General features: G+C 71.5%; 23 protein-coding genes and 1 pseudogene. 6 read left to right on the top strand and 18 right to left on the bottom strand.

The features are described from left to right. Positions 1–4 precede the first annotated feature (4 nt). The 11 genes from nuoK to IF89_RS0127320 are packed head-to-tail and all read right to left on the bottom strand — an operon-like array spanning position 5 to position 10668. The gene (gene nuoK, locus IF89_RS0127370; protein WP_030773573.1) at positions 5–304 is read right to left on the bottom strand and encodes an NADH-quinone oxidoreductase subunit NuoK; all 300 of its coding nucleotides are present in this window, start codon (positions 302–304) and stop codon (positions 5–7) included. Continuing rightward, positions 301–1107 (bottom strand): NADH-quinone oxidoreductase subunit J, encoded by an 807-nt coding sequence (locus IF89_RS0127365; protein WP_030773571.1) that lies wholly within the window; start codon positions 1105–1107, stop codon positions 301–303. Before IF89_RS0127365 ends, nuoK begins: the two co-directional genes overlap by 4 nt. Further along, positions 1104–1706 carry an NADH-quinone oxidoreductase subunit NuoI gene (gene nuoI, locus IF89_RS0127360; RefSeq protein ID WP_030773567.1) on the bottom strand — a complete coding sequence of 201 codons (603 nt, stop codon included), beginning with the start codon at positions 1704–1706 and terminating at the stop codon, positions 1104–1106. The genes IF89_RS0127365 and nuoI overlap by 4 nt, the downstream gene beginning before the upstream one ends. Beyond that, positions 1699–3060: an NADH-quinone oxidoreductase subunit NuoH gene (gene nuoH, locus IF89_RS0127355; RefSeq protein ID WP_030773563.1), complete on the bottom strand. Its 1362-nt coding sequence runs from the start codon at positions 3058–3060 to the stop codon at positions 1699–1701. The genes nuoI and nuoH overlap by 8 nt, the downstream gene beginning before the upstream one ends. After that, the gene (locus tag IF89_RS0127350; protein WP_030773561.1) at positions 3057–5561 is read right to left on the bottom strand and encodes an NADH-quinone oxidoreductase subunit G; all 2505 of its coding nucleotides are present in this window, start codon (positions 5559–5561) and stop codon (positions 3057–3059) included. The genes nuoH and IF89_RS0127350 overlap by 4 nt, the downstream gene beginning before the upstream one ends. Further along, positions 5558–6925: an NADH-quinone oxidoreductase subunit NuoF gene (nuoF, locus tag IF89_RS0127345; protein WP_030773558.1), complete on the bottom strand. Its 1368-nt coding sequence runs from the start codon at positions 6923–6925 to the stop codon at positions 5558–5560. The genes IF89_RS0127350 and nuoF overlap by 4 nt, the downstream gene beginning before the upstream one ends. Continuing rightward, positions 6925–7680, bottom strand: coding sequence for an NADH-quinone oxidoreductase subunit NuoE (gene nuoE, locus IF89_RS0127340; protein ID WP_030773555.1), 756 nt, complete (start codon positions 7678–7680; stop codon positions 6925–6927). Before nuoE ends, nuoF begins: the two co-directional genes overlap by 1 nt. After that, positions 7677–9002, bottom strand: a complete 1326-nt coding sequence (locus IF89_RS0127335) for an NADH-quinone oxidoreductase subunit D (RefSeq protein ID WP_030773552.1) — start codon at positions 9000–9002, stop codon at positions 7677–7679. The genes nuoE and IF89_RS0127335 overlap by 4 nt, the downstream gene beginning before the upstream one ends. After that, entirely contained in the window at positions 9002–9742 is a 741-nt protein-coding gene (locus tag IF89_RS0127330) for an NADH-quinone oxidoreductase subunit C (protein WP_051807705.1), read from the bottom strand. Before IF89_RS0127330 ends, IF89_RS0127335 begins: the two co-directional genes overlap by 1 nt. Beyond that, a complete protein-coding gene (locus IF89_RS0127325) occupies positions 9739–10293 on the bottom strand; it encodes a NuoB/complex I 20 kDa subunit family protein (protein WP_030028258.1) in 555 nt (184 codons plus the stop codon). Before IF89_RS0127325 ends, IF89_RS0127330 begins: the two co-directional genes overlap by 4 nt. A 15-nt stretch (positions 10294–10308) precedes the next feature. Beyond that, entirely contained in the window at positions 10309–10668 is a 360-nt protein-coding gene (locus IF89_RS0127320; protein WP_030773548.1) for an NADH-quinone oxidoreductase subunit A, read from the bottom strand. A gap of 775 nt (positions 10669–11443) precedes the next feature. On the opposite strand from IF89_RS0127320, the gene IF89_RS0127315 reads away from it, so the two are divergent. Both IF89_RS0127315 and IF89_RS0127310 read left to right on the top strand, forming a co-directional pair. Further along, positions 11444–12274, top strand: coding sequence for a C40 family peptidase (locus IF89_RS0127315; RefSeq protein ID WP_030773546.1), 831 nt, complete (start codon positions 11444–11446; stop codon positions 12272–12274). A 212-nt stretch (positions 12275–12486) separates the two neighbouring features. After that, entirely contained in the window at positions 12487–12759 is a 273-nt protein-coding gene (locus IF89_RS0127310) for a hypothetical protein (protein WP_030773543.1), read from the top strand. 10 nt (positions 12760–12769) lie between these two features. Here IF89_RS0127310 and IF89_RS0127305 read toward each other — a convergent pair whose 3' ends face one another. Beyond that, on the bottom strand, positions 12770–14053 hold the full coding sequence (locus tag IF89_RS0127305; RefSeq protein ID WP_030773541.1) for a geranylgeranyl reductase family protein: 1284 nt from the start codon (positions 14051–14053) through the stop codon (positions 12770–12772). A 97-nt stretch (positions 14054–14150) separates the two neighbouring features. Here IF89_RS0127305 and IF89_RS0127300 point away from each other — a divergent pair, with 97 nt between their 5' ends. Beyond that, positions 14151–14693, top strand: a complete 543-nt coding sequence (locus tag IF89_RS0127300; protein ID WP_030773539.1) for a GNAT family N-acetyltransferase — start codon at positions 14151–14153, stop codon at positions 14691–14693. 15 nt (positions 14694–14708) lie between these two features. Here IF89_RS0127300 and IF89_RS0127295 read toward each other — a convergent pair whose 3' ends face one another. Together IF89_RS0127295 and IF89_RS0127290 are read right to left on the bottom strand one after the other, a co-directional pair. Further along, positions 14709–15605 (bottom strand): glutaminase, encoded by an 897-nt coding sequence (locus IF89_RS0127295; protein ID WP_420706972.1) that lies wholly within the window; start codon positions 15603–15605, stop codon positions 14709–14711. A gap of 38 nt (positions 15606–15643) precedes the next feature. Continuing rightward, positions 15644–16336 carry a demethylmenaquinone methyltransferase gene (locus IF89_RS0127290; RefSeq protein WP_030773533.1) on the bottom strand — a complete coding sequence of 231 codons (693 nt, stop codon included), beginning with the start codon at positions 16334–16336 and terminating at the stop codon, positions 15644–15646. Between the two features lie 267 nt (positions 16337–16603). Between IF89_RS0127290 and IF89_RS0127285 the strand changes: the two genes are divergently transcribed. Both IF89_RS0127285 and IF89_RS0127280 read left to right on the top strand, forming a co-directional pair. After that, the gene (locus tag IF89_RS0127285; protein ID WP_030773530.1) at positions 16604–17512 is read left to right on the top strand and encodes a DUF3152 domain-containing protein; all 909 of its coding nucleotides are present in this window, start codon (positions 16604–16606) and stop codon (positions 17510–17512) included. A 54-nt stretch (positions 17513–17566) separates the two neighbouring features. Continuing rightward, on the top strand, positions 17567–17938 hold the full coding sequence (locus tag IF89_RS0127280) for a response regulator transcription factor (RefSeq protein ID WP_030773528.1): 372 nt from the start codon (positions 17567–17569) through the stop codon (positions 17936–17938). Here the strand turns inward: IF89_RS0127280 and IF89_RS0127275 are convergent. The 4 genes and pseudogenes from IF89_RS0127275 to IF89_RS0127260 form a co-directional block, all read right to left on the bottom strand. Next, positions 17904–18548, bottom strand: a complete 645-nt coding sequence (locus IF89_RS0127275; protein WP_030773525.1) for an imidazolonepropionase-like domain-containing protein — start codon at positions 18546–18548, stop codon at positions 17904–17906. The two genes, IF89_RS0127280 and IF89_RS0127275, sit on opposite strands and share 35 nt — an antisense overlap. A 13-nt stretch (positions 18549–18561) precedes the next feature. Next, positions 18562–19761 (bottom strand): cyclic dehypoxanthinyl futalosine synthase, encoded by a 1200-nt coding sequence (gene mqnC / locus IF89_RS0127270; protein WP_030773522.1) that lies wholly within the window; start codon positions 19759–19761, stop codon positions 18562–18564. Between the two features lie 77 nt (positions 19762–19838). Beyond that, positions 19839–21631: pseudogene (locus tag IF89_RS38330) on the bottom strand (serine/threonine-protein kinase). 200 nt (positions 21632–21831) lie between these two features. Further along, positions 21832–22695 (bottom strand): menaquinone biosynthetic enzyme MqnA/MqnD family protein, encoded by an 864-nt coding sequence (locus tag IF89_RS0127260; protein ID WP_030773518.1) that lies wholly within the window; start codon positions 22693–22695, stop codon positions 21832–21834. Positions 22696–22932: 237 nt separating this feature from the next. Between IF89_RS0127260 and IF89_RS0127255 the strand changes: the two genes are divergently transcribed. Next, on the top strand, positions 22933–23136 hold the full coding sequence (locus IF89_RS0127255) for a cold-shock protein (RefSeq protein ID WP_030012116.1): 204 nt from the start codon (positions 22933–22935) through the stop codon (positions 23134–23136). The last annotated feature ends 383 nt before the right edge of the window (positions 23137–23519 follow it).

Raw genomic sequence — 23519 nt, 5'->3', positions numbered from 1 at the left:
CCCCTTACAGCTTCATCAGGCTGGCGTCGTCGACCGAGGCCGAGTGGCGGGTACGGAACAGCGACACGATGATCGCCAGGCCGACCACGACCTCCGCGGCGGCGACGACCATCGTGAAGAAGGCGACGATCTGGCCGTCGAGGTTGCCGTGCATCCGGGAGAACGCGACGAAGGCGAGGTTGCAGGCGTTGAGCATCAGCTCGACGCACATGAACAGCACGATCGCGTTCCTGCGGATCAGTACTCCGGTGGCGCCGATCGTGAACAGCAGCGCCGCCAGGTACAGGTAGTTGACCGGATTCACTTCGAGGCCTCCTCACGGCCGAGGCGCTCCGCGGAACGCTGCTCCAGCGCCTTGAGGTCGTCGAGCGCCTCGCCGGAGACGTCGCGGACCTGGCCGCGGGCCCGCAGCGTCTTGCTGACGGTCAGCTCGGACGGGGTGCCGTCCGGCAGCAGGCCGGGGACGTCCACCGCGTTGTGCCGGGCGTAGACGCCGGGCGCGGGCAGCGGCGGGAGCTGTCCGCCCTCGCGCACGCGGCGCTCGGCCAGCTCGCGCTGGGTCGCGGCCCGTTCGGTGCGCTCGCGGTGGGTGAGCACCATCGCGCCGACGGCCGCGGTGATCAGCAGCGCGCCGGTGATCTCGAAGGCGAAGACGTACTTGGTGAAGATCAGCTGCGCCAGACCCTCGACGTGCCCGGCGGAGTTGATCCGGCCGAGCCCGTTGAACCGGCTCAGCCCGGCGTGGCCGATCCCGGCGAACAGCAGGATCCCGAAGCCGAGTCCGCACAGCAGGGCCAGCCAGCGCTGCCCCTTGATGGTCTCCTTCAGGGAGTCGGCGGCGGTGACACCGACGAGCATGACCACGAAGAGGAAGAGCATCATGATCGCGCCGGTGTAGACGATGACCTGGACGACGCCCAGGAAGTACGCCCCGTTGGCGAGGTAGAAGACGGCCAGGATGATCATCGTCCCGGCGAGGCTGAGTGCGCTGTGCACGGCCTTCTTCATCAGGATCGTGGCCAGCGCGCCGATGACGGCGACCGTGCCGAGGATCCAGAACTGCACGGCCTCACCGCCGGAGGTGGCGGTCGCGGCGACGGCGTTCATGCCCCCACCTCCGCCGCGGTGCCGCCGGCGGCATCGGCCGGCTCCTCACCCTTGGAGACGGCCACCTGCCGGACCGTGCCCGGGGCGGCGCCCGTCACCAGCCCCCGGTAGTAGTCCTGCTCGTCGGTGCCCGGGAAGATCGAGTGCGGGGCCTCGACCATGCCCTCGGTCAGTCCGGCGAGCAGCTGCTCCTTGGTGTAGATGAGCGACTCGCGGCTGGCGTCGGCCAGTTCGAACTCGTTCGTCATGGTCAGCGCCCGGGTCGGGCACGCCTCGACGCACAGTCCGCACAGGATGCAGCGGGCGTAGTTGATCTGGTAGACCCGGCCGTAGCGCTCACCCGGGGAGTAGCGCTCCTCCTCGGTGTTGTCCGCGCCCTCCACGTAGATGGCGTCGGCGGGACAGGCCCAGGCGCACAGTTCGCACCCGATGCACTTCTCCAGACCGTCGGGGTGCCGGTTGAGCTGGTGCCGTCCGTGGAAGCGGGGGGCGGTCGTCTTCTGCTGCTCCGGGTACTGCTCGGTGAGGCGCTTCTTGAACATGGCCTTGAAGGTCACGCCGAAGCCGGCCACCGGGTTCTGCCACTTCTCGTCAGACATTCTCAGCACCCTCCTCTCGGTCACTGGTGTTGGCGCCGCCACTGACGATCAGCTCCCGCTCGCCGCGGGGCCGCCTGCGCGGTACGGGGGCCAGGTGCTGGCCGGGCTTGGGCGGTACGGGGAACCCGCCCGCCAGCGGGTCGAAGGGCTCGGCGGTCCCGGCGGCCTTCGTGGCCGCGGCCTTCTCGCGCCGGTCGCGGAAGACGTCCGCGACGAGGGAGAGCAGCAGGATCGCCACGACGGCGCCGCCGACGTAGAGGGCGATGTCGCCGATCTCGTACGCCTCGTTGCGCAGGGCCCGGACGGTGGCGACCATCATCAGCCACACCACCGAGACCGGGATCAGGACCTTCCAGCCGAGCTTCATCAGCTGGTCGTAGCGCACGCGCGGCAGCGTTCCGCGCAGCCAGATGAAGAAGAAGAGCAGCAGCTGCACCTTCAGGACGAACCAGAGCAGCGGCCACCAGCCGTGGTTCGCGCCCTCCCAGAAGGAGCTGATCGGGTACGGGGCCCGCCAGCCGCCGAGGAACAGCGTGACCGAGACCGCCGAGACGGTGACCATGTTGACGTACTCGGCGAGCATGAACAGCGCGAACTTGATGGACGAGTACTCGGTGTTGAAGCCGCCGACCAGGTCGCCCTCCGACTCCGGCATGTCGAAGGGGGCGCGGTTCGTCTCGCCGACCATCGTGACGACGTAGATGATGAAGGACACCGGCAGCAGCACGATGAACCAGCGGTCCTGCTGCGCCTCCACGATCGCCGAGGTCGACATCGACCCGGAGTAGAGGAAGACCGAGGCGAAGGCCGCGCCCATCGCGATCTCGTAGGAGATCATCTGCGCGCAGGAGCGGAGGCCGCCGAGGAGCGGGTAGGTCGAGCCGGAGGACCAGCCGGCGAGGACGATGCCGTAGATGCCGACCGAGGCCACCGCGAGGATGTAGAGCATCGCGATGGGCAGGTCGGTCAGCTGCATCGAGGTGCGCTGGCCGAAGATCGAGACCTCGCTGCCGGCGGGGCCGAAGGGGATCACGGCGATGGCCATGAAGGCGGGGATCGCGGCGATGATCGGGGCCAGGACGTAGACGACCTTGTCGGCCCGTTTGACGACGATGTCTTCCTTGAGCATCAGCTTCACGCCGTCGGCGAGCGACTGGAGCATGCCCCAGGGGCCGTGCCGGTTGGGGCCGATGCGCAGCTGCATCCAGGCGACGACCTTGCGCTCCCACACGATGGAGAAGAGCACCGTCACCATCAGGAAGGCGAAGCAGAACACCGCCTTGACGACGACGAGCCACCAGACGTCCCGTCCGAAGAGGGACAGGTCCTCGGCAGCGAGTTGCACGGTGTTCACGCGCCCACCTCCGCAGTGGTGTCGCCTGCGCCGGCCGACGTCGCCGGGCCGATGCGTACGAGGGTGCCCGGGCGGGCTCCGGCGTCGGCGAGGACGCCGGAGCCGGTGGAGTTCAGCGGGAGCCAGACGACGCGGTCGGGCATCTCGGTGATCCGGAGCGGGAGCTCCACGGTGCCGGCGGGGCCGGTGACCGCGAGGACGTCGCCGTCCTTGACGCCCGTCTCGGCGGCCGTGGCGGCCGACAGCCGGGCGCTCGCCTCGTGCCGGGTGCCGGCCAGGGCCTCGTCGCCCTCCTGGAGCAGGCCCTGGTCGAGGAGGAGCCGGTGGCCCGCGAGGACCGCCTCGCCGACGCCCGGCCGGGGCAGCGGCACGGGCCGGGTGGACTGCTCGGTGGCGAGCGGTCCCTCCCAGGGGCCGAGCCGCTCCAGCTCCCGGCGTACGGCGTGCACGTCGGGCAGCGCGATCGGCCGGTCGGCGGCGTCCGCCAGCATGTGCAGCACGCGGGCGTCGGCCGGGGCCAGCCTGCGGGTCATCTGGTCGGGCTTGAGGGCGGCCTCGAACGGCCTGACCCGGCCCTCCCAGTTGATGAACGCACCCGCCTTCTCCGCGACCGCGGCGACCGGCAGGACCACGTCCGCATGGTCGGTGACCTCGCTGGGCCGCAGCTCCAGGGAGACCACGAAGGCCTCCTCCAGGGCGGTCCGGGCGCGGGCCGGGTCCGGCAGGTCGGCGACCTCGACGCCCGCGACGAGCAGCGCGGACAGCTCCCGGGTCGCGGCCGCCTCGACGATCTGGCCGGTGTCGCGGCCGTAGCGGTGCGGGAGTTCGTCCAGGCCCCAGGCGGTGGCGACCTCGTCGCGGGCACGCGGGTCGGTCGCCGGACGACCGCCCGGCAGCAGGGACGGCAGCGCACCGGCCTCGACGGCCGCCCGCTCCCCGGCCCGGCGCGGGATCCACACCAGCTTCGCACCGGTCGCGGCGGCCGTCCGGACGGCGGCGGTCAGCGCGCCGGGCACGCCGGCGAGGCGCTCTCCGACGACGATGACGGCGCCGGGCCGGCGGAGGGCCTCGGCGGCGTCTGCGCCGCCCGCCTCCAGGCCGGTCCGCGAGGACAGGGCGTCGAGCCAGTCCGGCTCGGTGCCGGGAGCGGCCGCGAGCAGGGTGCCGCCGGCCTTCTCCAGTCCCCGTGTGGCGAAGGGCGCGAGGGCGAAGGTCCGCTGCTTGAACCTGCGGTGGGCCTTGCGCAGCCGCAGGAAGACCCCGGGGGCCTCCTCCTCGGCCTCGATGCCGGCGAGCAGCACCGCGGGCGCCGCCTCCAGCGAGGCGTAGGTGATGCCGTCGCCGTCGAGGTCCTTGCCGGTGCCGGCGACGGTGGCGGCCAGGAAGTCGGCCTCCTCCGCGCTGTGCACGCGGGCCCGGAAGTCGATGTCGTTGGTGTCGAGCACCACGCGGGCGAACTTGGCGTAGGCGTACGCGTCCTCGACGGTGAGCCGTCCGCCGGTCAGCACCCCGGCCCGGCCGCGCGCGGCGGCGAGTCCGTTCGCCGCGGCCTCCAGGGCCTCGGGCCAGCTCGCCGGTTCCAGCACCCCGGCGGCGCTGCGCACCAGCGGGGTGGTCAGCCGGTCCGGGCGCTGTGCGTAGCGGAACGCGAAGCGGCCCTTGTCGCAGACCCACTCCTCGTTGACCTCGGGGTCCTCGGCGGCGAGCCGCCGCAGCACCTTTCCGCGCCGGTGGTCGGTACGGGTCGCGCAGCCGCCCGCGCAGTGCTCGCACACGCTCGGGGAGGAGACGAGGTCGAAGGGGCGGGAGCGGAACCGGTACGCGGCCGAGGTGAGGGCGCCGACCGGGCAGATCTGGATGGTGTTGCCGGAGAAGTACGACTCGAAGGGGTCGTCCTCACCGGTGCCGACCTGCTGGAGCGCGCCGCGTTCCAACAGCTCGATCATCGGGTCGCCGGCGATCTCGTTGGAGAAGCGGGTGCAGCGGGCGCACAGCACGCACCGCTCCCGGTCCAGCAGGACCTGGGTGGAGATCGGGACGGGCTTCTCGTAGGTCCGCTTGCGGCCCTCGAAGCGGGATTCGGCGTTGCCGTGCGACATCGCCTGGTTCTGCAGCGGGCACTCGCCGCCCTTGTCGCAGACCGGGCAGTCCAGCGGGTGGTTGATGAGCAGCAGCTCCATCACCCCGCGCTGGGCCTTGTCGGCGACCTCGGAGGTGAGCTGCGTCTTGACGACCATGCCGTCGGTGCAGGTGATGGTGCAGGAGGCCATCGGCTTGCGCTGGCCCTCGACCTCGACGATGCACTGGCGGCAGGCACCGGCCGGGGGAAGGAGGGGGTGGTCGCAGAAGCGGGGGATCTCGATGCCGAGCTGTTCGGCGGCGCGGATGACGAGGGTGCCCTTGGGCACCGACAGTTCGACGCCGTCGATGGTGAGCGAGACCAGGTCCTCCGGCGGGACGGCGGCTTCTCCCCCGGAGGCGGCCGTAGTGGTGACGGTCATGCGTTCACCTCCGTGTCGGCCCAGAGGGTCGACTTCCTGGGGTCGAAGGGGCAGCCCTTGCCCGTGATGTGCTGCTCGTACTCCTCGCGGAAGTACTTGAGCGAGGAGAAGATCGGGCTGGCCGCGCCGTCGCCGAGGGCGCAGAAGGACTTGCCGTTGATGTTGTCGGCGATGTCGTTGAGCTTGTCGAGGTCGGACATGACGCCCTTGCCGGCCTCGATGTCGCGGAGCAGCTGGACCAGCCAGTAGGTGCCTTCGCGGCAGGGCGTGCACTTGCCGCAGGACTCGTGTGCGTAGAACTCGGTCCACCGGGTGACGGCCCGCACCACGCAGGTGGTCTCGTCGAAGCACTGGAGGGCCTTGGTGCCGAGCATCGAGCCGGCGGCGCCGACGCCCTCGTAGTCCAGCGGGACGTCGAGGTGCTCGTCGGTGAACATCGGGGTGGAGGAGCCGCCCGGGGTCCAGAACTTCAGCCGGTGCCCGGGCCGCATGCCGCCGCTCATGTCCAGGAGCTGGCGCAGGGTGATGCCGAGCGGGGCCTCGTACTGGCCGGGCCCGGCGACGTGCCCGGAGAGCGAGTACAGCGTGAAGCCGGGGGACTTCTCGGTCCCCATCGACTTGAACCAGTCCTTGCCCCTGTTCATGATCGCGGGAACCGAGGCGATGGACTCGACGTTGTTGACGACAGTGGGGCACGCGTAGAGCCCCTCGACGGCAGGGAAGGGGGGACGCAGCCGGGGCTGGCCGCGCCGGCCTTCGAGGGAGTCGAGCAGCGCCGTCTCCTCGCCGCAGATGTACGCGCCCGCGCCCGCGTGCACCGTGATGTCGAGGTCGAGGCCGCTGCCCAGGCCGCTCCTGTCACGATGGTCCGCCTTGCCGAGGTATCCGGCCTCGTACGCCTCGCGCACCGCCTCGTGCAGGCGCCGCAGCACCGGCACGACCTCGCCGCGCAGGTAGATGAAGGCGTGCTGCGAGCGGATCGCGTAGCAGGCGATGATCATTCCCTCGATGAGGGAGTGCGGGTTGGCGAAGAGGAGGGGGATGTCCTTGCAGGTCCCCGGCTCGGACTCGTCCGCGTTCACGACGAGGTAGTGCGGCTTTCCGTCGCCCTGCGGGATGAACTGCCACTTCATGCCGGTGGGGAAGCCCGCACCGCCACGGCCGCGCAGACCCGAGTCCTTCACGTAGGCGATCACTTCGTCCGGCGTCATCGCCAGGGCTTTGCGCAGGCCCTCGTAGCCGCCGTGGCGCCGGTAGGTCTCCAGCGTCCACGATTCGGGTTCGTCCCAGAACGCCGACAGGACGGGGGCGAGGAGCTTCTCCGGGCTGGTGCCGTTCTTGCTCAGCTCAGTCGACACGGACATCACTCCCCTCCCTCGGTGGTGCTCTCGCCGCGCGGGTGGACGATCGGGGCGTGCGGGGACTCGCCGCGCGCGATGCGCAGGCCGATCAGGGAGGCGGGGCCGGCGCCGCCGGTGGCCTCGACCGCGCCGGCGCGCTCGTCCGGGAAGCCGGCCAGGATCCGGGCGGTCTCCTTGTACGTGCACAGCGGCGCGCCCCGGGTCGGCGAGACCTCCCGGCCGGCCAGCAGGTCGTCGACCAGGGCCTTGGCGGACTCGGGGGTCTGGTTGTCGAAGAACTCCCAGTTGACCATCACCACGGGGGCGTAGTCGCAGGCCGCGTTGCACTCGATGTGTTCGAGGGTGACCTTGCCGTCGGGGGTGGTCTCGTTGTTGCCGACCCCGAGGTGCTCCTTGAGCTCCTCGAAGATGGCGTCGCCGCCCATGACCGCGCACAGGGTGTTGGTGCAGACGCCGACCTGGTAGTCGCCGGACGGCTTGCGCCGGTACATGGTGTAGAAGGTGGCGACGGCCGTGACCTCGGCCGTGGTCAGGCCGAGCACCTCGGCGCAGAAGCGGATGCCGGTCTTGGAGACGTGGCCCTCCTGCGATTGGCACAGGTGCAGCAGCGGCAGCAGCGCGGAGCGGCTGTCGGGGTAGCGGGCGATGATCTCCTTGGCGTCCGCTTCGAGGCGTGTGCGGACCTCCGCCGGGAAGTCGGGGGCGGGCAGCTGGGGCATGCCCAGCGAGACCCCTCGGTTCTGAGGACTGGCGGTCATCGGTCGACGCCTCCCATCACGGGGTCGATGGAGGCGACGGCGACGATGACGTCGGCGACCTGGCCGCCCTCGCACATCGCTGCCATGGCCTGGAGGTTGGTGAAGGACGGGTCGCGGTAGTGGACCCGGTAGGGGCGGGTCCCGCCGTCGGAGACGACGTGGACGCCGAGCTCGCCCTTGGGCGACTCGACGGCCGTGTACGCCTGCCCGGCCGGTACCCGGAAGCCCTCGGTCACCAGCTTGAAGTGGTGGATGAGGGCCTCCATGGAGGTGCCCATGATGTTCCTGATGTGGTCGAGCGAGTTGCCGAGGCCGTCGGGGCCCATGGCCAGCTGGGCCGGCCAGGCGATCTTCTTGTCGGCGACCATGACCGGGCCGGGCTCCAGCCGCTCCAGGCACTGCTCGACGATCCGCAGCGACTGGCGCATCTCCTCCAGGCGGATCAGGAACCGCCCGTAGGAGTCGCAGGTCTCGGTGGTCGGCACGTCGAACTCGTAGGTCTCGTAGCCGCAGTACGGGTCCGACTTGCGCAGGTCGTGCGGCAGGCCGGCGGAGCGCAGGACGGGGCCGGTGGCGCCGAGTGCCAGGCAGCCGGAGAGGTCGAGGTAGCCGACGTCCTGCATGCGGGCCTTGAAGATGGGGTTGCCGGTGGCGAGCTTGTCGTACTCCGGCAGGTTCTTCTTCATGGTCTTGACGAACTCGCGCAGCTGGTCGACGGCACCCGGGGGCAGGTCCTGCGCGAGGCCGCCGGGGCGGATGAACGCGTGGTTCATGCGCAGCCCGGTGATCAGCTCGTAGAGGTCGAGGATCAGCTCGCGGTCGCGGAACCCGTAGATCATGATCGTGGTCGCGCCCAGCTCCATGCCGCCGGTGGCGATGCACACCAGGTGCGAGGAGAGCCGGTTGAGCTCCATCAGCAGGACGCGGACGACGGTGGCGCGGTCCGGGATCTGGTCGGTGATGCCGAGGAGCTTCTCGACGCCGAGGCAGTACGCCGTCTCGTTGAAGAACGGCGTCAGGTAGTCCATGCGCGTGACGAAGGTGGTGCCCTGCGTCCAGTTGCGGAATTCGAGGTTCTTCTCGATTCCGGTGTGGAGGTAGCCGATGCCGCAGCGGGCCTCGGTGACCGTCTCGCCGTCGATCTCCAGGATCAGCCGGAGCACGCCGTGGGTGGACGGGTGCTGGGGACCCATGTTGACGACGATCCGCTCGTCGTCGGCCTTGGCCGCCGACTGGACGATCTCGTCCCAGTCGCCGCCGGTGACGGTGTAGACGGTGCCCTCGGTCGTCTCGCGGGCGGAGGAGTGGTTGGACGTGGACATCAGCTGTACGACCTCCGCTGGTCGGGAGCCGGGATCTGGGCGCCCTTGTACTCGACGGGGATGCCGCCGAGCGGGTAGTCCTTGCGCTGCGGGAAGCCCTGCCAGTCGTCCGGCATCATGATCCGGGTGAGGGCCGGGTGCCCGTCGAAGACCAGGCCGAAGAAGTCGTACGCCTCGCGCTCGTGCCAGTCGTTGGTCGGGTACACCGCGACCAGCGACGGCAGGTGCGGGTCGGCGTCCGGGACGGACACCTCCAGCCGCACGATCCGGCCGTGGGTCAGCGAGCGCAGGTGGTAGACGGCGTGCAGCTCGCGGCCCTTGTCCCCGGGGAAGTGGACGCCGGAGACCCCGGTGCACAGCTCGAAGCGCAGCGCGGGGTCGTCGCGCAGGGTGCGCGCCACCCGGACGAGGTGCTCGCGGGCGATGTGGAAGGTGAGCTCGCCCCGGTCGACCACCGTCTTCTCGATGGCGTTCTCCGGGACCAGGTCCTGTTCCTCCAGGGCGCCTTCCAGCTCGTCGGCCACCTCGTCGAAGTAGGAGCCGTACGGCCGGGCGCTCGCGCCGGGCAGGGCCACCGTTCGGACGAGGCCGCCGTAGCCGCTGGTGTCGCCGCCGTTCGCCGCGCCGAACATGCCCTTGCGGACGCCGATGACCTCCGGGCCCTGGGCGCGCGGTGCGGGCAGGCCGCCGCCGGCGTCGGGGGCGTGGGTGCCGTCGTGCGGCTCTTGGGTCTCGCTCACCGGAGCAGCCCCTTCATCTCGATGGTGGGGAGCGCCTTGAGGGCCGCCGCCTCCGCCTCGCGGGCCGCTTCCTCCCGGTTCACGCCGAGCTTTCCGCCCTGGATCTTCTGGTGGAGCTTGAGGATCGCGTCCATCAGCATCTCGGGGCGGGGCGGGCAGCCGGGGAGGTAGATGTCCACCGGGACGATGTGGTCGACGCCCTGGACGATCGCGTAGTTGTTGAACATTCCGCCCGACGATGCACAGACCCCCATGGAGATGACCCATTTGGGAGCGGGCATCTGGTCGTACACCTGGCGCAGCACCGGCGCCATCTTCTGGCTGACCCGCCCGGCCACGATCATGAGGTCGGCCTGGCGCGGGGACCCGCGGAAGACCTCCATGCCGAAGCGGGCCAGGTCGTACCGGCCCGCTCCGGTCGTCATCATCTCGATCGCGCAGCAGGCGAGGCCGAAGGTCGCCGGGAAGACGGACGACTTGCGCACCCATCCCGCGGCCTGTTCGACGGTGGTCAGCAGGAAGCCGCTCGGCAGCTTCTCTTCCAGTCCCATGGGAAATTCAGCCCCTCAGTCCCATTCCAGGCCGCCGCGGCGCCATACGTAGGCGTAGGCGACGAAGACGGTGAGCACGAAGAGCAGCATCTCGACGAGCCCGAAGATCCCCAGGGCGTCGAAGGTGACGGCCCAGGGGTAGAGGAAGACAACCTCGATGTCGAAGACGATGAAGAGCATCGCCGTCAGGTAGTACTTGATGGGGAAGCGACCGCCGCCGGCCGGCATCGGCGTCGGCTCGATGCCGCATTCATAGGCTTCGAGCTTCGCCCGGTTGTACCTTTTTGGACCGATCAGCGTGGCCATGACCACGGAGAAGATCGCAAACCCTGCGCCGAGGGCGCCGAGCACGAGGATGGGCGCGTACGCATTCACGCTCCTCGCTCCTTCCAGTCGTCCTTGACCGTTGGACCGCTGCCGGCGCCGCGTGCCCCGCCTCGCGAAGATCGTGCACATGTGAGGCAGTTCACAAGCCGGACTGGTGCGCATCTTATGCCTGCTCGTCTGTGATCTGCGACACGGGTAACAACACCGAGTTTGTGATCTCCACCACCTGACGAACGATCATGAAGCCCGATGAGTGGTGATCTTCATACGCGAAGCATCCGCATGATCACCAAAGGTGACATTCGAGCCCGTTGTTGCAGGTCCAGGGCGGACCGCCCTATCAAACGGTGGCCGGTGCAGGCAAATTGGCCTGAAGGCGCCGCCGGTGCTATGAGGATCCGCGTCGCCCGGTCGGGGGAGGCCGCGCGTACGGAGGTGGACGCGGGGTCGGGCGGGGGTGCGGCCGGGCGCCGGGGCCCCCGACTGCGTGCATCCGTTCACGAGCCGCCCCGGGCCGCTTCACAGGAAGGTCACGGACCGGCCACAGCGTCCGCATGGCGTGATCCGACTGTGACCTGCGCCACTCTGAATCCGGCGTTCCGAAAGCGGGCTTGGCCATCTGTGCGGAGGGATGGTAGTCCGCGGATCAATTCGGACTTAATACTGAAACCCCATGATCACAGCCTTGTGAGGGCGTGTCCGTTTCGCCCGTTACGGCGTCAATAAGACGCGGGACGCGCCCGGTTCGCGTGCTTCGCGCGCAACTGTGGCGCACCCCACGTTTCTTGAAGACAACCCTGACGCCCTGATAGCGGTTGTTCTCATGTCCCACACCGCTCACATACCCAGCCACCGGAAGCCCCGCCGCAGCGCCTCGAAGCTCGCGGTCCGCGCCGGAGTTGCCGGTGGCGTCCTCAGCACCCTGGCCATGGCCGGCACCGCGAGCGCGTCCCCGACCGAGCCCGTGGCCGAGACGACGCTCGAAATGCCGGTCCTGAGCCTGGACCTGGCGGCCGACGTCTCCTCCGCCGTCACCACGGCCGCCGAGAACACCCGTCTGGCCGCCGTGGAAGGCGAACTGACCGCCCAGGAGGAGAGCGCCCGCACCGGCGCCGCCGCCGAGGCGAAGCAGGCCAAGGAAGCGGCCCAGAAGGCCGCCGAGAAGAAGGCGAAGGAGGAGGCGGACCGCAAGGCCGAGGCCGAGCGCGCCACCCGCGACTCCGACCGCACCTCGCTCAAGAGCACCTCGACCTCCGCCAAGGCCCCCCAGGGCACCGGCACCGTGACGGCCCCCGCCACCGGCTCCGCCGCCGCCATCGTCAACTTCGCGCGGGCGCAGGTCGGCAAGGCCTACGTCATGGGCGGCACCGGCCCGTCCTCCTTCGACTGCTCCGGGCTCGTCCAGGCCGCCTACCGCCAGGCCGGCATCTCTCTGCCGCGCATGTCCCAGGCGCAGTCCTCGGCCGGCACCTCCGTGTCCCTCAACGCCCTCCAGCCGGGCGACATCCTGTACTGGGGCTCCAAGGGCAGCGCGTACCACGTCGCCATCTACGTGGGCGGCGGCAAGTTCGTCGGCGCGCAGAACCCCAGCACCGGCATCGTCGAGCGCAGCCTGAGCTACGACAGGCCCACGGGCGCCGTCCGCGTCCTCTGAGCCCGCCCCCGGGCCCCCGCTCGGGCCCCGGCGCATCCGACGGCCGCAGGGCCGGTACTCCCCCGCTCGGGGGTGGAGTACCGGCCCTGCGGCCGTTGCCCGTCGCGTCCGTCCTGCGGGCGGATCCTGCGGGCGGGTCCTGCGGACCCGGGGCGCCCTGCGAAGATGGCCGTGAAGGCGCTGAACGTGCAGACCCTGGAGGTGGTGGTCCCGTGGGCACACAGCCGTACGAGCACCACGAGGCCGGCGACCCGACCGCGGTCCGGGCCGCCCTCGGGCTCGGGCTCCTCGCCGCCGGGGGCCTGCTGCTGAACACTGCGCGCCCGTGGCAGAAGCAGGGGCACGCGCTCCTCCTGGCGGCCGGCTGGACGGTCTCGGGCGCCCTGCTGGTGTGCGGCCTGGTCCTGCTGGCCCGGTGCGTGCGCACCGTGCACGGCGGCCCCGACCCGGAGGGCCGGGAGGCCCGGGACCGCCGCCCCTCGTGAGCCGGCCGCGTCAGGCCTTCGGGGCCACCTTCGACAGGCCGTTGATGATGCGGTCCATCGCGTCGCCGCCCGCCGGGTCGGTCAGGTTGGCCAGCATCTTCAGCGTGAACTTCATCAGCAGCGGATGGGTCAGGCCGCGCTGCGTGGCGACCTTCATGACCTTCGGGTTGCCGATCAGCTTCACGAAGGCGCGGCCGAGCGTGTAGTAACCGCCGTAGGTCTCCTTGAGCACCTTCGGGTAGTTGTGCAGCGCCAGCTCGCGCTGCGCCGGGGTGGCCCGGGCCTGCGCCTGCACGATCACGTCCGCCGCGATCCGGCCGGACTCCATGGCGTAGGCGATGCCCTCGCCGTTGAACGGGTTGACGAGGCCGCCCGCGTCGCCGACCAGCAGCAGGCCCTTGGTGTAGTGCGGCTGCCGGTTGAAGGCCATCGGCAGGGCCGCGCCGCGGATCGGCTGCGTCATGTTCTCCGGGGTGTAGCCCCAGTCCTTCGGCATCGAGGCGCACCAGGCCTTGAGGACCTCGCGCCAGTCCAGCTCCTTGAAGGCGGAGGAGGAGTTGAGGATGCCCAGGCCGACGTTGGAGGTGCCGTCGCCCATGCCGAAGATCCAGCCGTAGCCCGGCAGCAGCCGGTCCTGCGGACCGCGCCGGTCCCACAGCTCCAGCCAGGACTCCAGATAGTCGTCGTCGTGCCGCGGCGAGGTGAAGTACGTGCGCACCGCGACGCCCATCGGGCGGTCCTCGCGCCGGTGCAGGCCCATCGCCAGCGACAGCCGGGAGGAGTTGCCGTCGGCCGCGACGACCAGCGGGGCGTGGAAGGTGACCGGCGTCTTCTCCTCACCGAGCTTCGCCTGCACGCCCGTGATGCGGCCCGTACGGGCGTCCCGCACGGGCTCGCCGACGTTGCAGCGCTCGTGCAGCCGGGCGCCGGCCTTCTGCGCCTGGCGGGCGAGGATCTCGTCGAAGTCGTCGCGCTTGCGGACGAGTCCGTACTCCGGGAAGGAGGCGAGTTCCGGCCAGTCCAGCTGGAGCCGCTGGCCGCCGCCGATGATCCGCAGGCCCTTGTTGCGGAGCCAGCCGGCCTCCTCGGAGATGTCGATGCCCATCGCCACCAGCTGCTTGGTGGCGCGCGGGGTCAGGCCGTCGCCGCACACCTTCTCGCGCGGGAACGCCGTCTTCTCCAGCAGCAGGACGTCCAATCCGGCCTTGGCGAGGTAGTAGGCGGTGGTCGAGCCGGCAGGCCCGGCCCCGACGACGATCACGTCCGCGGAGTGTTCGGAGAGGAGCTCGGTCACTGCGGGGTCTCCCGAAGGCTCGATAAAGGGTGCCCAACGGCACCGGACACGTGCAGTCTATGCAGCGAGAGAGATCGCGACCCGAAGGGCTGCCCCCATGACGACTTCGCCGACCCGGCCGCCGCTCCCCGCGGTGCGGCTGCGCGTGCCCACCGACGAGGACGCGCACGCCTGGCACCGCGTCTTCAACGACGCCGACGTCATGGAGTTCCTCGGCGGCCCCGCCGAGCTGTCGGAGTACGAGGAGTTCACCGCGCGCCAGCGCATGCACGACGCACAGCTCGGACTGTGCCTGTGGACGCTGCTGGACGGCGACGGTGAAGTGATCGGCTTCACCGGCGCGCAGCCGTGGCCGGTGGACAAGGAGTGGGGCCCGGTCGGCGAGATCGAGATCGGCTGGCGGCTCGGCCGGGCGGCCTGGGGCCACGGCTACGCCTACGCCGCGGCGCTGGCCACCCTGGAGCGGGTCCGCCGGGCCGGCATCCCGCGGGTGGTGGCGATGATCCACGCCGGCAACGCACGTTCCGTGGCGGTGGCGGAGCGGCTCGGGATGACCCTGGCCGAGGAGTTCACCACCCCCGGGGGGAACCCGGCCCGCCGCTACGCCCTGGACCTGAGCGACCTCCCCGGGCCCCGTTGACCGGCGCTGCGGGGGTCAGAACACGGACAGGCCCGTCAGGGTCGTGAAGCGGTCCAGTGCCGCTACGCCCGCCACCGAGTTGCCCCGGGCGTCCAGGCCGGGGCTCCACACTGCGAGCGAGCACCGGCCCGGGACGACGGCGACGATCCCGCCGCCCACCCCGCTCTTGCCGGGCAGCCCGACGCGGTAGGCGAACTCGCCCGCCGCGTCGTACGTCCCGCAGGTCATCATCACCGCGTTGACCTGCTTGGCCTCGCTGCGCGTCAGCAGCCGCGAGCCGTCCGCGCGCAGCCCGTGCCGGGCCAGGAAGCGTCCGGCTCGCGCCAGGTCGGCGCAGCTGGTCTCGATGGAGCACTGCCAGAAGTAGTGCTCCAGCAGCGCCGGCACCGGGTTGTCGATATTGCCGTACGAGGCCATGAAGTGGGCGACGGCGGCATTGCGGTCGCCGTGCTCCTGCTCGGAGGCGGCGACGTCGGCGTCGAAGCCCAGGTCCGGGTTCTCGCTCTCCTGCCGCAGGAACTCCAGCACCTCGCTGCTCGCGTCGCCCGTCAGGGTCTGGAGCCGGTCGGTGACCACGAGGGCGCCCGCGTTGATGAAGGGGTTGCGCGGGATTCCGTTCTCGTGCTCCAGCTGTACGAGCGAGTTGAACGGGTTGCCCGAAGGCTCCCGGCCGACCCGCTCCCACAGGCTGTCGCCGCCCCCGGCCAGCGCCAGGGCGAGCGCGAAGACCTTGGTGATCGACTGGGCGGAGAAGGGCACCTGCCAGTCCCCCACCCCGAAGACGTTGCCGTCGAGGTCGGCGACCGCCATCCCGAACTGCCGCGGGTCCACGGCCGCCAGCGCCGGGATGTACTCGGCGGGCGTGCCGCTGCCCAGCAGCGGGGCGACGTCGGCGGCGATCCGCTCCAGCAGGGGCCCGTAGTCCGTGGGCGCGATGTCGGGCACGGCGGTCAGTCCTTGGTGCCTCTGTGCAGCGCCACGATGCCGCCGCTGAGGTTGCGCCAGGCGACCTTGGACCAGCCGGCCTTCTGCAGCAGGGCGGCCAGCGCGGGCTGGTCGGGCCACGCGCGGATGGACTCGGCCAGGTACACGTACGCGTCGGGGTTGGACGACACCGCGCGGGCGACGGGCGGCAGCGCCCGCATCAGGTACTCGGTGTAGACCGTCCGGAAGGGCGCCCAGGTGGGCTGCGAGAACTCGCAGATCACGACCTGCCCGCCCGGCTTCGTCACCCGGTACAGCTCGCGCAGGGCCGCATCGGTGTCCTGGACGTTGCGCAGGCCGAAGGAGATCGTCACGGTGTCGAAGACGTCGTCCTTGAACGGCAGCCGCGTCGCGTCACCGGCGGTCAGCGGCAGCCACGCGTTCCTCTTCTTGCCCTCCCTGAGCATGCCCAGGGAGAAGTCGCACGGGACGACGTACGCGCCGGTCGCGGCGAACGGCAGTGACGAGGTCGCCGTACCGGCCGCCAGGTCGAGGACCTTCTGCCCGGGGCGCGCGCCGACCGCCTTGGCGACCTCCTTGCGCCACACCCGGTCCTGGCCGAGGGAGAGCACGTCGTTGGTCAGGTCGTAGTTCGCCGCGACCCTGTCGAACATGGAGGCGACTTCGTGCGGCTGCTTGTCCAGGGAGGCCCTTGTCACTGGCGTTCGCCCCTCGTGTTGCGATGCGGAATCGGCGGGTACGGCCCCATCCTCTCAGGCCGCGCCGGGCCGCAGGGCGCGGGCTCGGCCGTACCGCGCCGTGCCGGTCGCGTACCCGACCGTAGAACTGTTCCGAAGGACAGTTACGCTGCGACGTCGCATGCGCGTTGACTGCCAGGGTGCGGCCCGGTGAGGGTCACCCACCGGATCAGGACCGCAAACCGTGGGCGGGTCCGGCAGTGGCCGCCGCGAACAGGAAGCTTCACGATGCCGGCAGGCCATTCCACCGGTCGTCCCCGCCGTGACGGCCCGCGCGCCAGGCGCCGCGCCGAACGGCGCAGGCGGCTGCGGCGCACGATCCTCCTCGGCTCGGCGGCACTGGTCGCCGTCTCGGCGACCGCCTACGCGCTGCTGCCCGAGGACGAGACCACCACCGCGGCCAAGGGCCGCACCGCCGCCCGCCCCGACGCCCCGAAGGGGGAGGGCACCGACGACGCGGGCAACCCGCTCCCGCAGGGCGGCGCGAAGTCCCCCGAGGCCGCGAAGTCCCCCGCCGCCCCCTCGCAGCAGCCCTCGGCCCCGCCCTCGCCGTCCACCGGCGCGCCCGCGACGCCCGGCAAGCCGGGCACCTTCACCGGCTCGTCCGCCTCGGGCGGGGCGCAGGGCAAGGGGACGACCCGGCGCTGGCGGCTGGAGGTCGAGGAGGGCAGCGGCATCGACCCGGAGGCGGCCGCCCGTTCCGTCGAGGCGATCCTCGGCGACCCGCGCGGCTGGACCAGGGACCCGCAGTACGGCTTCCAGCTCGTGGGGCCCGGCCAGCCGGTGGACTTCACCGTCAAGATCGCGACGCCCAGGACCACCGACCTCCTGTGCGACGTGGTCACCCCCGAGCTCATCGGCGAGACCAACTGCCGCGTGGGCCACACCGTGGTGGTGAACCTCAAGCGCTGGAAGGAGGGTTCGCCGCAGTTCAGCGGCACCGTGGAGGAGTACCGGGCGCTGATCGTCAACCACGAGGTCGGGCACGAACTGGGGCGCGGGCACGAGGGCTGCCCCGGCCCCGGAAAACCCGCTCCGGCGATGATGCAGCAGATCAAGGGCCTGGGCGGATGCACATCCAACGCCTGGCCGTACGACGCGAAGGGAACCTACCTGTCCGGTCCGTCCGTCCTCTAGGTCGGAGGGCGCCCGCCGAAGGGCCGCCCGGGGGTCGTCGAGGAGTGGGAAACCGTGCGCGTCGTCAGCTTCAGCGTCCCCACCTGGTTCCCCTCGTACGAGGAGCCGGGCGGGCCGCCGCACGGCGACCCGGCGTCCGAGGCCCTGCTGACCGAGCAGGAGTCCGCCGTGTTCCTGTGCCTGGCCACCGGCGCATCCAACCGGGAGCTGGCCGACGAACTCCGACTGTCCGTCAGCACCGTCAAGTTCCACGTCGTGAACATACGCGCCAAGCTCGGCGGGATCAGCCGCCTCCAGGCCTGCCTGCTGGCCGCCCTCGCCCGGGAGGGCGGCCGGTCCGTCGCCGCGGCCGCACCCCCTCCCGGCGGGGCCGGGCGCGGGGACGCCGGGCTCAGCGACGACGGTGCAGCAGCCTGCCCCCGATGACCGTGGCCACGCACGTCGTCGCGCCCCGCGCCAGCAGCTCGGCCTCGTCCGCCACCGCGAACACCGCGAAGCGCGCCGCGGCACCCGGCTCCAGCACCCCGTGGAAGGCCTCCGCCGCAGACTCCCGGCCCGCGAGCGGATCCAGGCAGGGCCGCCCCTCGTAGGGTGCCGGCGGCAGGATCGTCAGCCCCGACCGGGACACCGCCGTGCGCACCGCCGCCACGGTGAAGCGCCCGCACACCGCCACCGCCCCGCGGGCCAGCAGCCGCTGCGTGCCGCGCCGGGCGCTGTGGCCCCACCGCGACTCGGTCATCTTCAGGGCCTGCAGGGCCTCCTCGCCGCTGATCGGGTCGGCGCCGAGCTCCGTGACCTCGTACGGGTCGTCCGGGTAGTACGTCCGCTCCAGCAGCTCGTCCGCCCCGCGCACCAGCAGTCCCGGGGTGAGCACCCCCGGCCAGCGGCGGACCCGCGCGTGCGAATGGGCCGCGCCGAGCTCCTCGTACGGGCCCACGTGGGCGATCCGGTCCCCCTCGACGAGGACCGCACCGCCCTGGAGCGGCGCCGACCCCGCTCCGGTCACGAGGAGTTCCGCGGCGTGCAGCGTCAGCATCGTGTCGGACGCGTCAGTTCGCGGAGATGAGCTTCAGCTCGGGGTGCGCGGTACCGCCCTCGATGGCGGTGGAGGAGATGTGGGAGACGACGCGGTCGTCGGCCGGGTCGTTCGCCGGGTCCTCGTGCACCAGCAGGTGTTCGTACGTCGTCGCGCGCTGTGCCGGGGTGCGGCCCGCCTTGCGGATCAGGTCGATGATCTCCTGGCGGTTGGAGCGGTGCTTGGCGCCGGCCGAGGAGACGACGTTCTCCTCCAGCATGATCGAGCCGAGGTCGTCCGCGCCGTAGTGCAGCGACAGCTGGCCCGCCTCCTTGCCGACGGTCAGCCAGGAGCCCTGGATGTGGGCGATGTTGTCGAGGAACAGGCGGGCGATGGCGATCATCCGCAGGTACTCGAAGATCGTCGCCTGGGTGCGGCCCTTGAGGTGGTTGTTCTCGGGCTGGTACGTGTACGGGATGAAGGCGCGGAAGCCGCCGGTGCGGTCCTGCGTGTCCCGGATCATCGCGATGTGCTCGATGCGCTCGGCGTTGGTCTCGCCGGTGCCCATCAGCATGGTGGAGGTGGACTCCACGCCCAGCTTGTGGGCGATCTCCATGATCTCCAGCCAGCGCTCGCCGGACTCCTTGAGCGGGGCGATCGCCTTGCGCGGCCGGGCCGGCAGCAGTTCGGCGCCGGCGCCCGCGAAGGAGTCGAGGCCGGCGGCGTGGATGCGCCGGATGGCCTCCTCCGCCGAGACGCCGGAGATGCGGGCCATGTGCTCGACCTCGGACGCGCCGAGGGAGTGGATGACCAGCTGCGGGAAGTCCTTCTTGATGGCGGAGAAGTGGTGCTCGTAGTACTCGACGCCGTAGTCCGGGTGGTGGCCGCCCTGGAACATGATCTGCGTGCCGCCCAGCTCGACGGTCTCCGCGCAGCGGCGCAGGATGTCGTCGAGGTCGCGGGACCACCCCTTCTTCGTGTCCTTGGGGGCCGCGTAGAAGGCGCAGAACTTGCACGCCGTGACGCACACGTTCGTGTAGTTGATGTTCCGCTCGATGATGTACGTCGCGATGTGCTCGGTGCCGGCGTAGCGGCGGCGGCGCACCGCGTCGGCGGCCTGGCCGAGCGCGTGCAGCGGCGCGTGGCGGTAGAGGTCGAGCGCCTCTTCCTTGGTGATCCGGCCCCCCGCGGCGGCGCGGTCGAGGACAGACTGGAGAACGGCCTGGTCGGTCACCGGGAGTCACCTTTCGGCGGTGTGTCTGTGTCAGGGTCCGGACCGATCCAGCCTACGCCAGCACCTGGCGGGGGTTTTCAGGGGCTTCGGGTGAGGTCTCCCTCGGGGTTCCCGGCCGCGCTGTCACCCGACTTGTAGTGCAGGGTCCCGTTGGCGTTCAGGCTGAAGCGCTCGTCGGCGGACCCGTTGGAGCACACCCCTGGTGCCGGGTTGGGGCCGCCCGACGTGTCCAGGACCAGGGAGCGGTCGGTGGCGGAGGCCAGCCTCCAGTCCCCGCTGCAGTCCGTTCCGAGCAGCGGGAGGACCGACTTGTCCCGGGCGACCACCTCACCGACCTTGCCGGCCCTGATGGTGATCTCGAACTCCGAGGAGAGCCCGGCGCGGGCGGTGGTGACCGTCCCCTTCCACGTACCGACGAGCTTCTCGGGGACATCGGTACGGCTCCCGGACGGCGCCGCGGAACCCGCGCCGCTGGCCGCCGCCGACGGGGCCGAGGCGCCCGGGGCGGGCGAGGAGGCGGAGGGCCGCCCGCCGGCGTCGGCCAGGTCCCGCCCGCCGCCGCCCGGCAGCAGGTCCAGGAAGTAGATCCCGCCCGACAGCAGGGCGAGGACGGCCGCCGCGGCCAGCACCAGGGTGCAGCTGAAGCGGCGGCCCGCGGCGCTGAGGGAGACCTGCCGCCCGTCGGACGCGGTCCGCGGCTGCGGCAACGCGCCGCTGGCGGTACCGGCCGGGCCGCCGCCTGCGGTCGCGGCGGGAGTGCCGTAGGGGCCCGCGGCCCCGGCGGCGTACGGGGAGCCCGCGCCCCGGCTGCCGTACGGGCCGCCCGGCCCGCCGTACGAGCCCTGGCCGCCGTACGAGGGGTCGGGAGCGCCGAAGCCGCCGCCGGCGGGGGTGTACGCCCCGGCGGTGAAGGGGACCGGGCCCGAGGCGGCCTCCGGGGCGGGCGCGGCAGGCCCCGGCCCGCCCTCGTCGGGACCGGCCGGATCGGCGTCGAGGTCGAGCAGGCCACCGCGGCCCGGCTGGCCTCCTCGACGAGGGGTGCGGGCAGCCGGCCGGGGGCGTCGAGCGCGTCGGCGAAGGCGGCGGCGACGGCCTCCGGGGCGGGCCGGTCGGCGGCCTGCTTGGCCAGGCAGGCCTCGATCAGGTCGCGCAGCTCGCCGGCCGGGAGCTCGCCCAGCTCGGGCGGCTCGTGGACCACCTTGTAGAGGAGGGTGGCGGAGTTGTCCCCGGTGAACGGGGGCCGGCCGGTCGCCGCGAAGGCCAGGACCGCGCCGAGCGAGAACACGTCGGCGGCCCCGGTGACCCCCTTGCCGAGGATCTGCTCGGGCGCCATGTAACCGGGCGAGCCGACCGAGACACCGGTGGAGGTGAGCGAGGCGGTTCCGTCGGTGGCCCGCGCGATCCCGAAGTCGATCAGGCGGGGCCCGTCGAGGGTGAGCATCACGTTCGACGGCTTCACGTCCCGGTGGACGAGGCCGAGTCCGTGCACGGCCACCAGGGCGCGGGCGAGCCCCGCGCCGACCGCCCGTACCGCCGGCTCGGGGAGCGGACCGTGCGCGGCGAGGGCGCGGTCCAGGGAGGGGCCCGCCACGTAGCCGGTGGCCACCCACGGGACCGGGGCCTCCGGGTCGGCGTCGAGGACCGGCGCGGTCCACTCGCCGCCGACCCGCCGGGCCGCGTCGACCTCGCGGCGGAAGCGGGCCCGGAACTCCTGGTCGGAGGCGAAGTGCGGGTGCACGATCTTGACGGCGACGGTCCGCCCGCCGGCGCTGCGCCCCAGGTAGACCCGGCCCATGCCACCCGCGCCGAGCCGGCCGAGCAACCGGTACGCGCCGATGGTCCGCGGCTCACCGGCTTCCAGCGGATGCATCGCGCCCCCAATTCCCCGTCGTGCCGGGCACCTTGTGGCATCCGGCCGAGCAGCAGCCTAGGGGGTGCGGGCCGGGGCGGGGGTGCGGCGTCACCTTTTGCATTTCCCCCGCACGGTGGAGAAATGCGGAAAGCGGGAATTCCCGGGAAACCGGGCATTCACCTGTCGGGCGCTTCCGATCCACCCGGCGGTAAACCCGATCAGCACTCCTGAACCACTGCGCCCAGCAGCTCCACCGAGACGTCCGCCGGATACCCCGTCGTCGGTCCGGTTCGGCGGGCGAATTCCCGTACCCCTGCGAGCTGGTCGGGGCCGAAGCGGAAGTCGAGCGTGGTGAAGTACCGCTCCAGCAGCTCCGCGTCGAAGGACTCCCAGCGGGCCGCCTGCTCGGCGACCTTGGTGACCTCCTGGAGGGAGAGGTCGCGGGAGGCGAGGAAGGCCTCGTGGACCTTCTGTACGACGGCGGGCTCCCGGGCGAGGTAGTCCTTGCGGGCGGCCCAGACGGCGAAGACGAACGGCAGCCCGGTCCACTCCTTCCACATGTGCCCCAGGTCGTGGACGGTCAGCCCCAGCCGGGGCGCGTCGTGCAGCGAGGCGCGCAGCGCGGCGTCGCCGATCAGCACGGCGGCGTCGGCCTCCTGCATCATCACGCCCAGGTCGGGCGGGCAGGTGTAGTAGTCGGGCCGCACTCCGTACTGCTCGGAGAGCAGCAGCTGGGCCAGACGTACGGACGTACGGGAGGTCGAGCCGAGGGCGACGCGGGCTCCGTCGAGCTGCTCCAGGGGGACCTGCGAAACGATCACGCAGGACATCACCGGGCCGTCGCAGCCGACCGCGAGGTCGGGGAAGGCGACGAGGCGGTCGGCGTTGCGGAGGAATTCGACGAGGGTGATCGGGGCGATGTCCAGCTCCCCCTCGACCAGTCGCCGGCTCAGCTTCTCGGGGGTGTCCTTGGTCAGCTCCAGGTCCAGCAGCGTGCCGGTTCTGGCGAGCCCCCAGTAGAGGGGCAGGCAGTTCAGGAACTGAATGTGGCCGACGCGGGGCCGGCTGCGGTAGACGTCCACATCGCGAGACTAGTCCCCCGGTCTGCGTCAGCCTTGAGGCGGGTCTCAAACGTCCGAGTGACGTGATCTTTCCCTCTGGTCTCGGCCGCAGGGTGCGTGCTACGCTCGACGCAAGTTGCAGTTTGGTTTCCCTTGCAGTACGAGGCCTGCGGAGAATGTGACCCGCAGGCTTTTGTAGTTTTCAGACTTCTTAGCAGGTTCTGGAGCAGGGCGACCCTTTGGCCCATAGGAGGGCTCATGGCTACCGGAACCGTGAAGTGGTTCAACGCTGAAAAGGGCTTCGGCTTCATCGCCCAGGACGGCGGCGGCCCGGATGTCTTCGTCCACTACTCCGCGATCAACGCCTCTGGCTTCCGCTCCCTCGAGGAGAACCAGACGGTGAACTTCGACGTCACGCAGGGTCCGAAGGGCCCGCAGGCGGAGAACGTCACCCCGGCCTAGTCGCCTGGGCCAACCTCGTCGCGGGTTGGAAAGCAGTACCCAAGGAGCCCTGTCCCCTCTGCGCGAGCAGAGCGGCAGGGCTCCTGCCTTTTCCTCCCGGGGCGGGAGGCCCTGGGCGGGAGGGGACGCAGATGCGCCTCTGGGCCCGCACCGTGTGCACGGTGCGGGCCCAGAGGCGCCCTACGGCCCGGACCCGTGCGGGTCCGGGCCGCCGCGTTGGGCTACTTGGGGGTGGCGGCCGGGGCCGGGGCCGTGATCTCGATGTCGAGGATCAGGATCACGCCGTCCGGGGTGGCCAGGCGCAGCTGGTAGGTACCCGGGGCGAGGTCCGCGTCGGTGAAGACCTCCGGCAGCACGATGCGGCCGTCGGCGCCGGTCGCGGG

The sequence above is a fragment of the Streptomyces sp. NRRL F-2664 genome (genome assembly GCF_000719345.1).
GTDB lineage: Bacteria > Actinomycetota > Actinomycetes > Streptomycetales > Streptomycetaceae > Streptomyces.
Note: the sequence above shows the minus strand (reverse complement) of the source record. Positions and strands in the feature narration are given on the sequence as shown.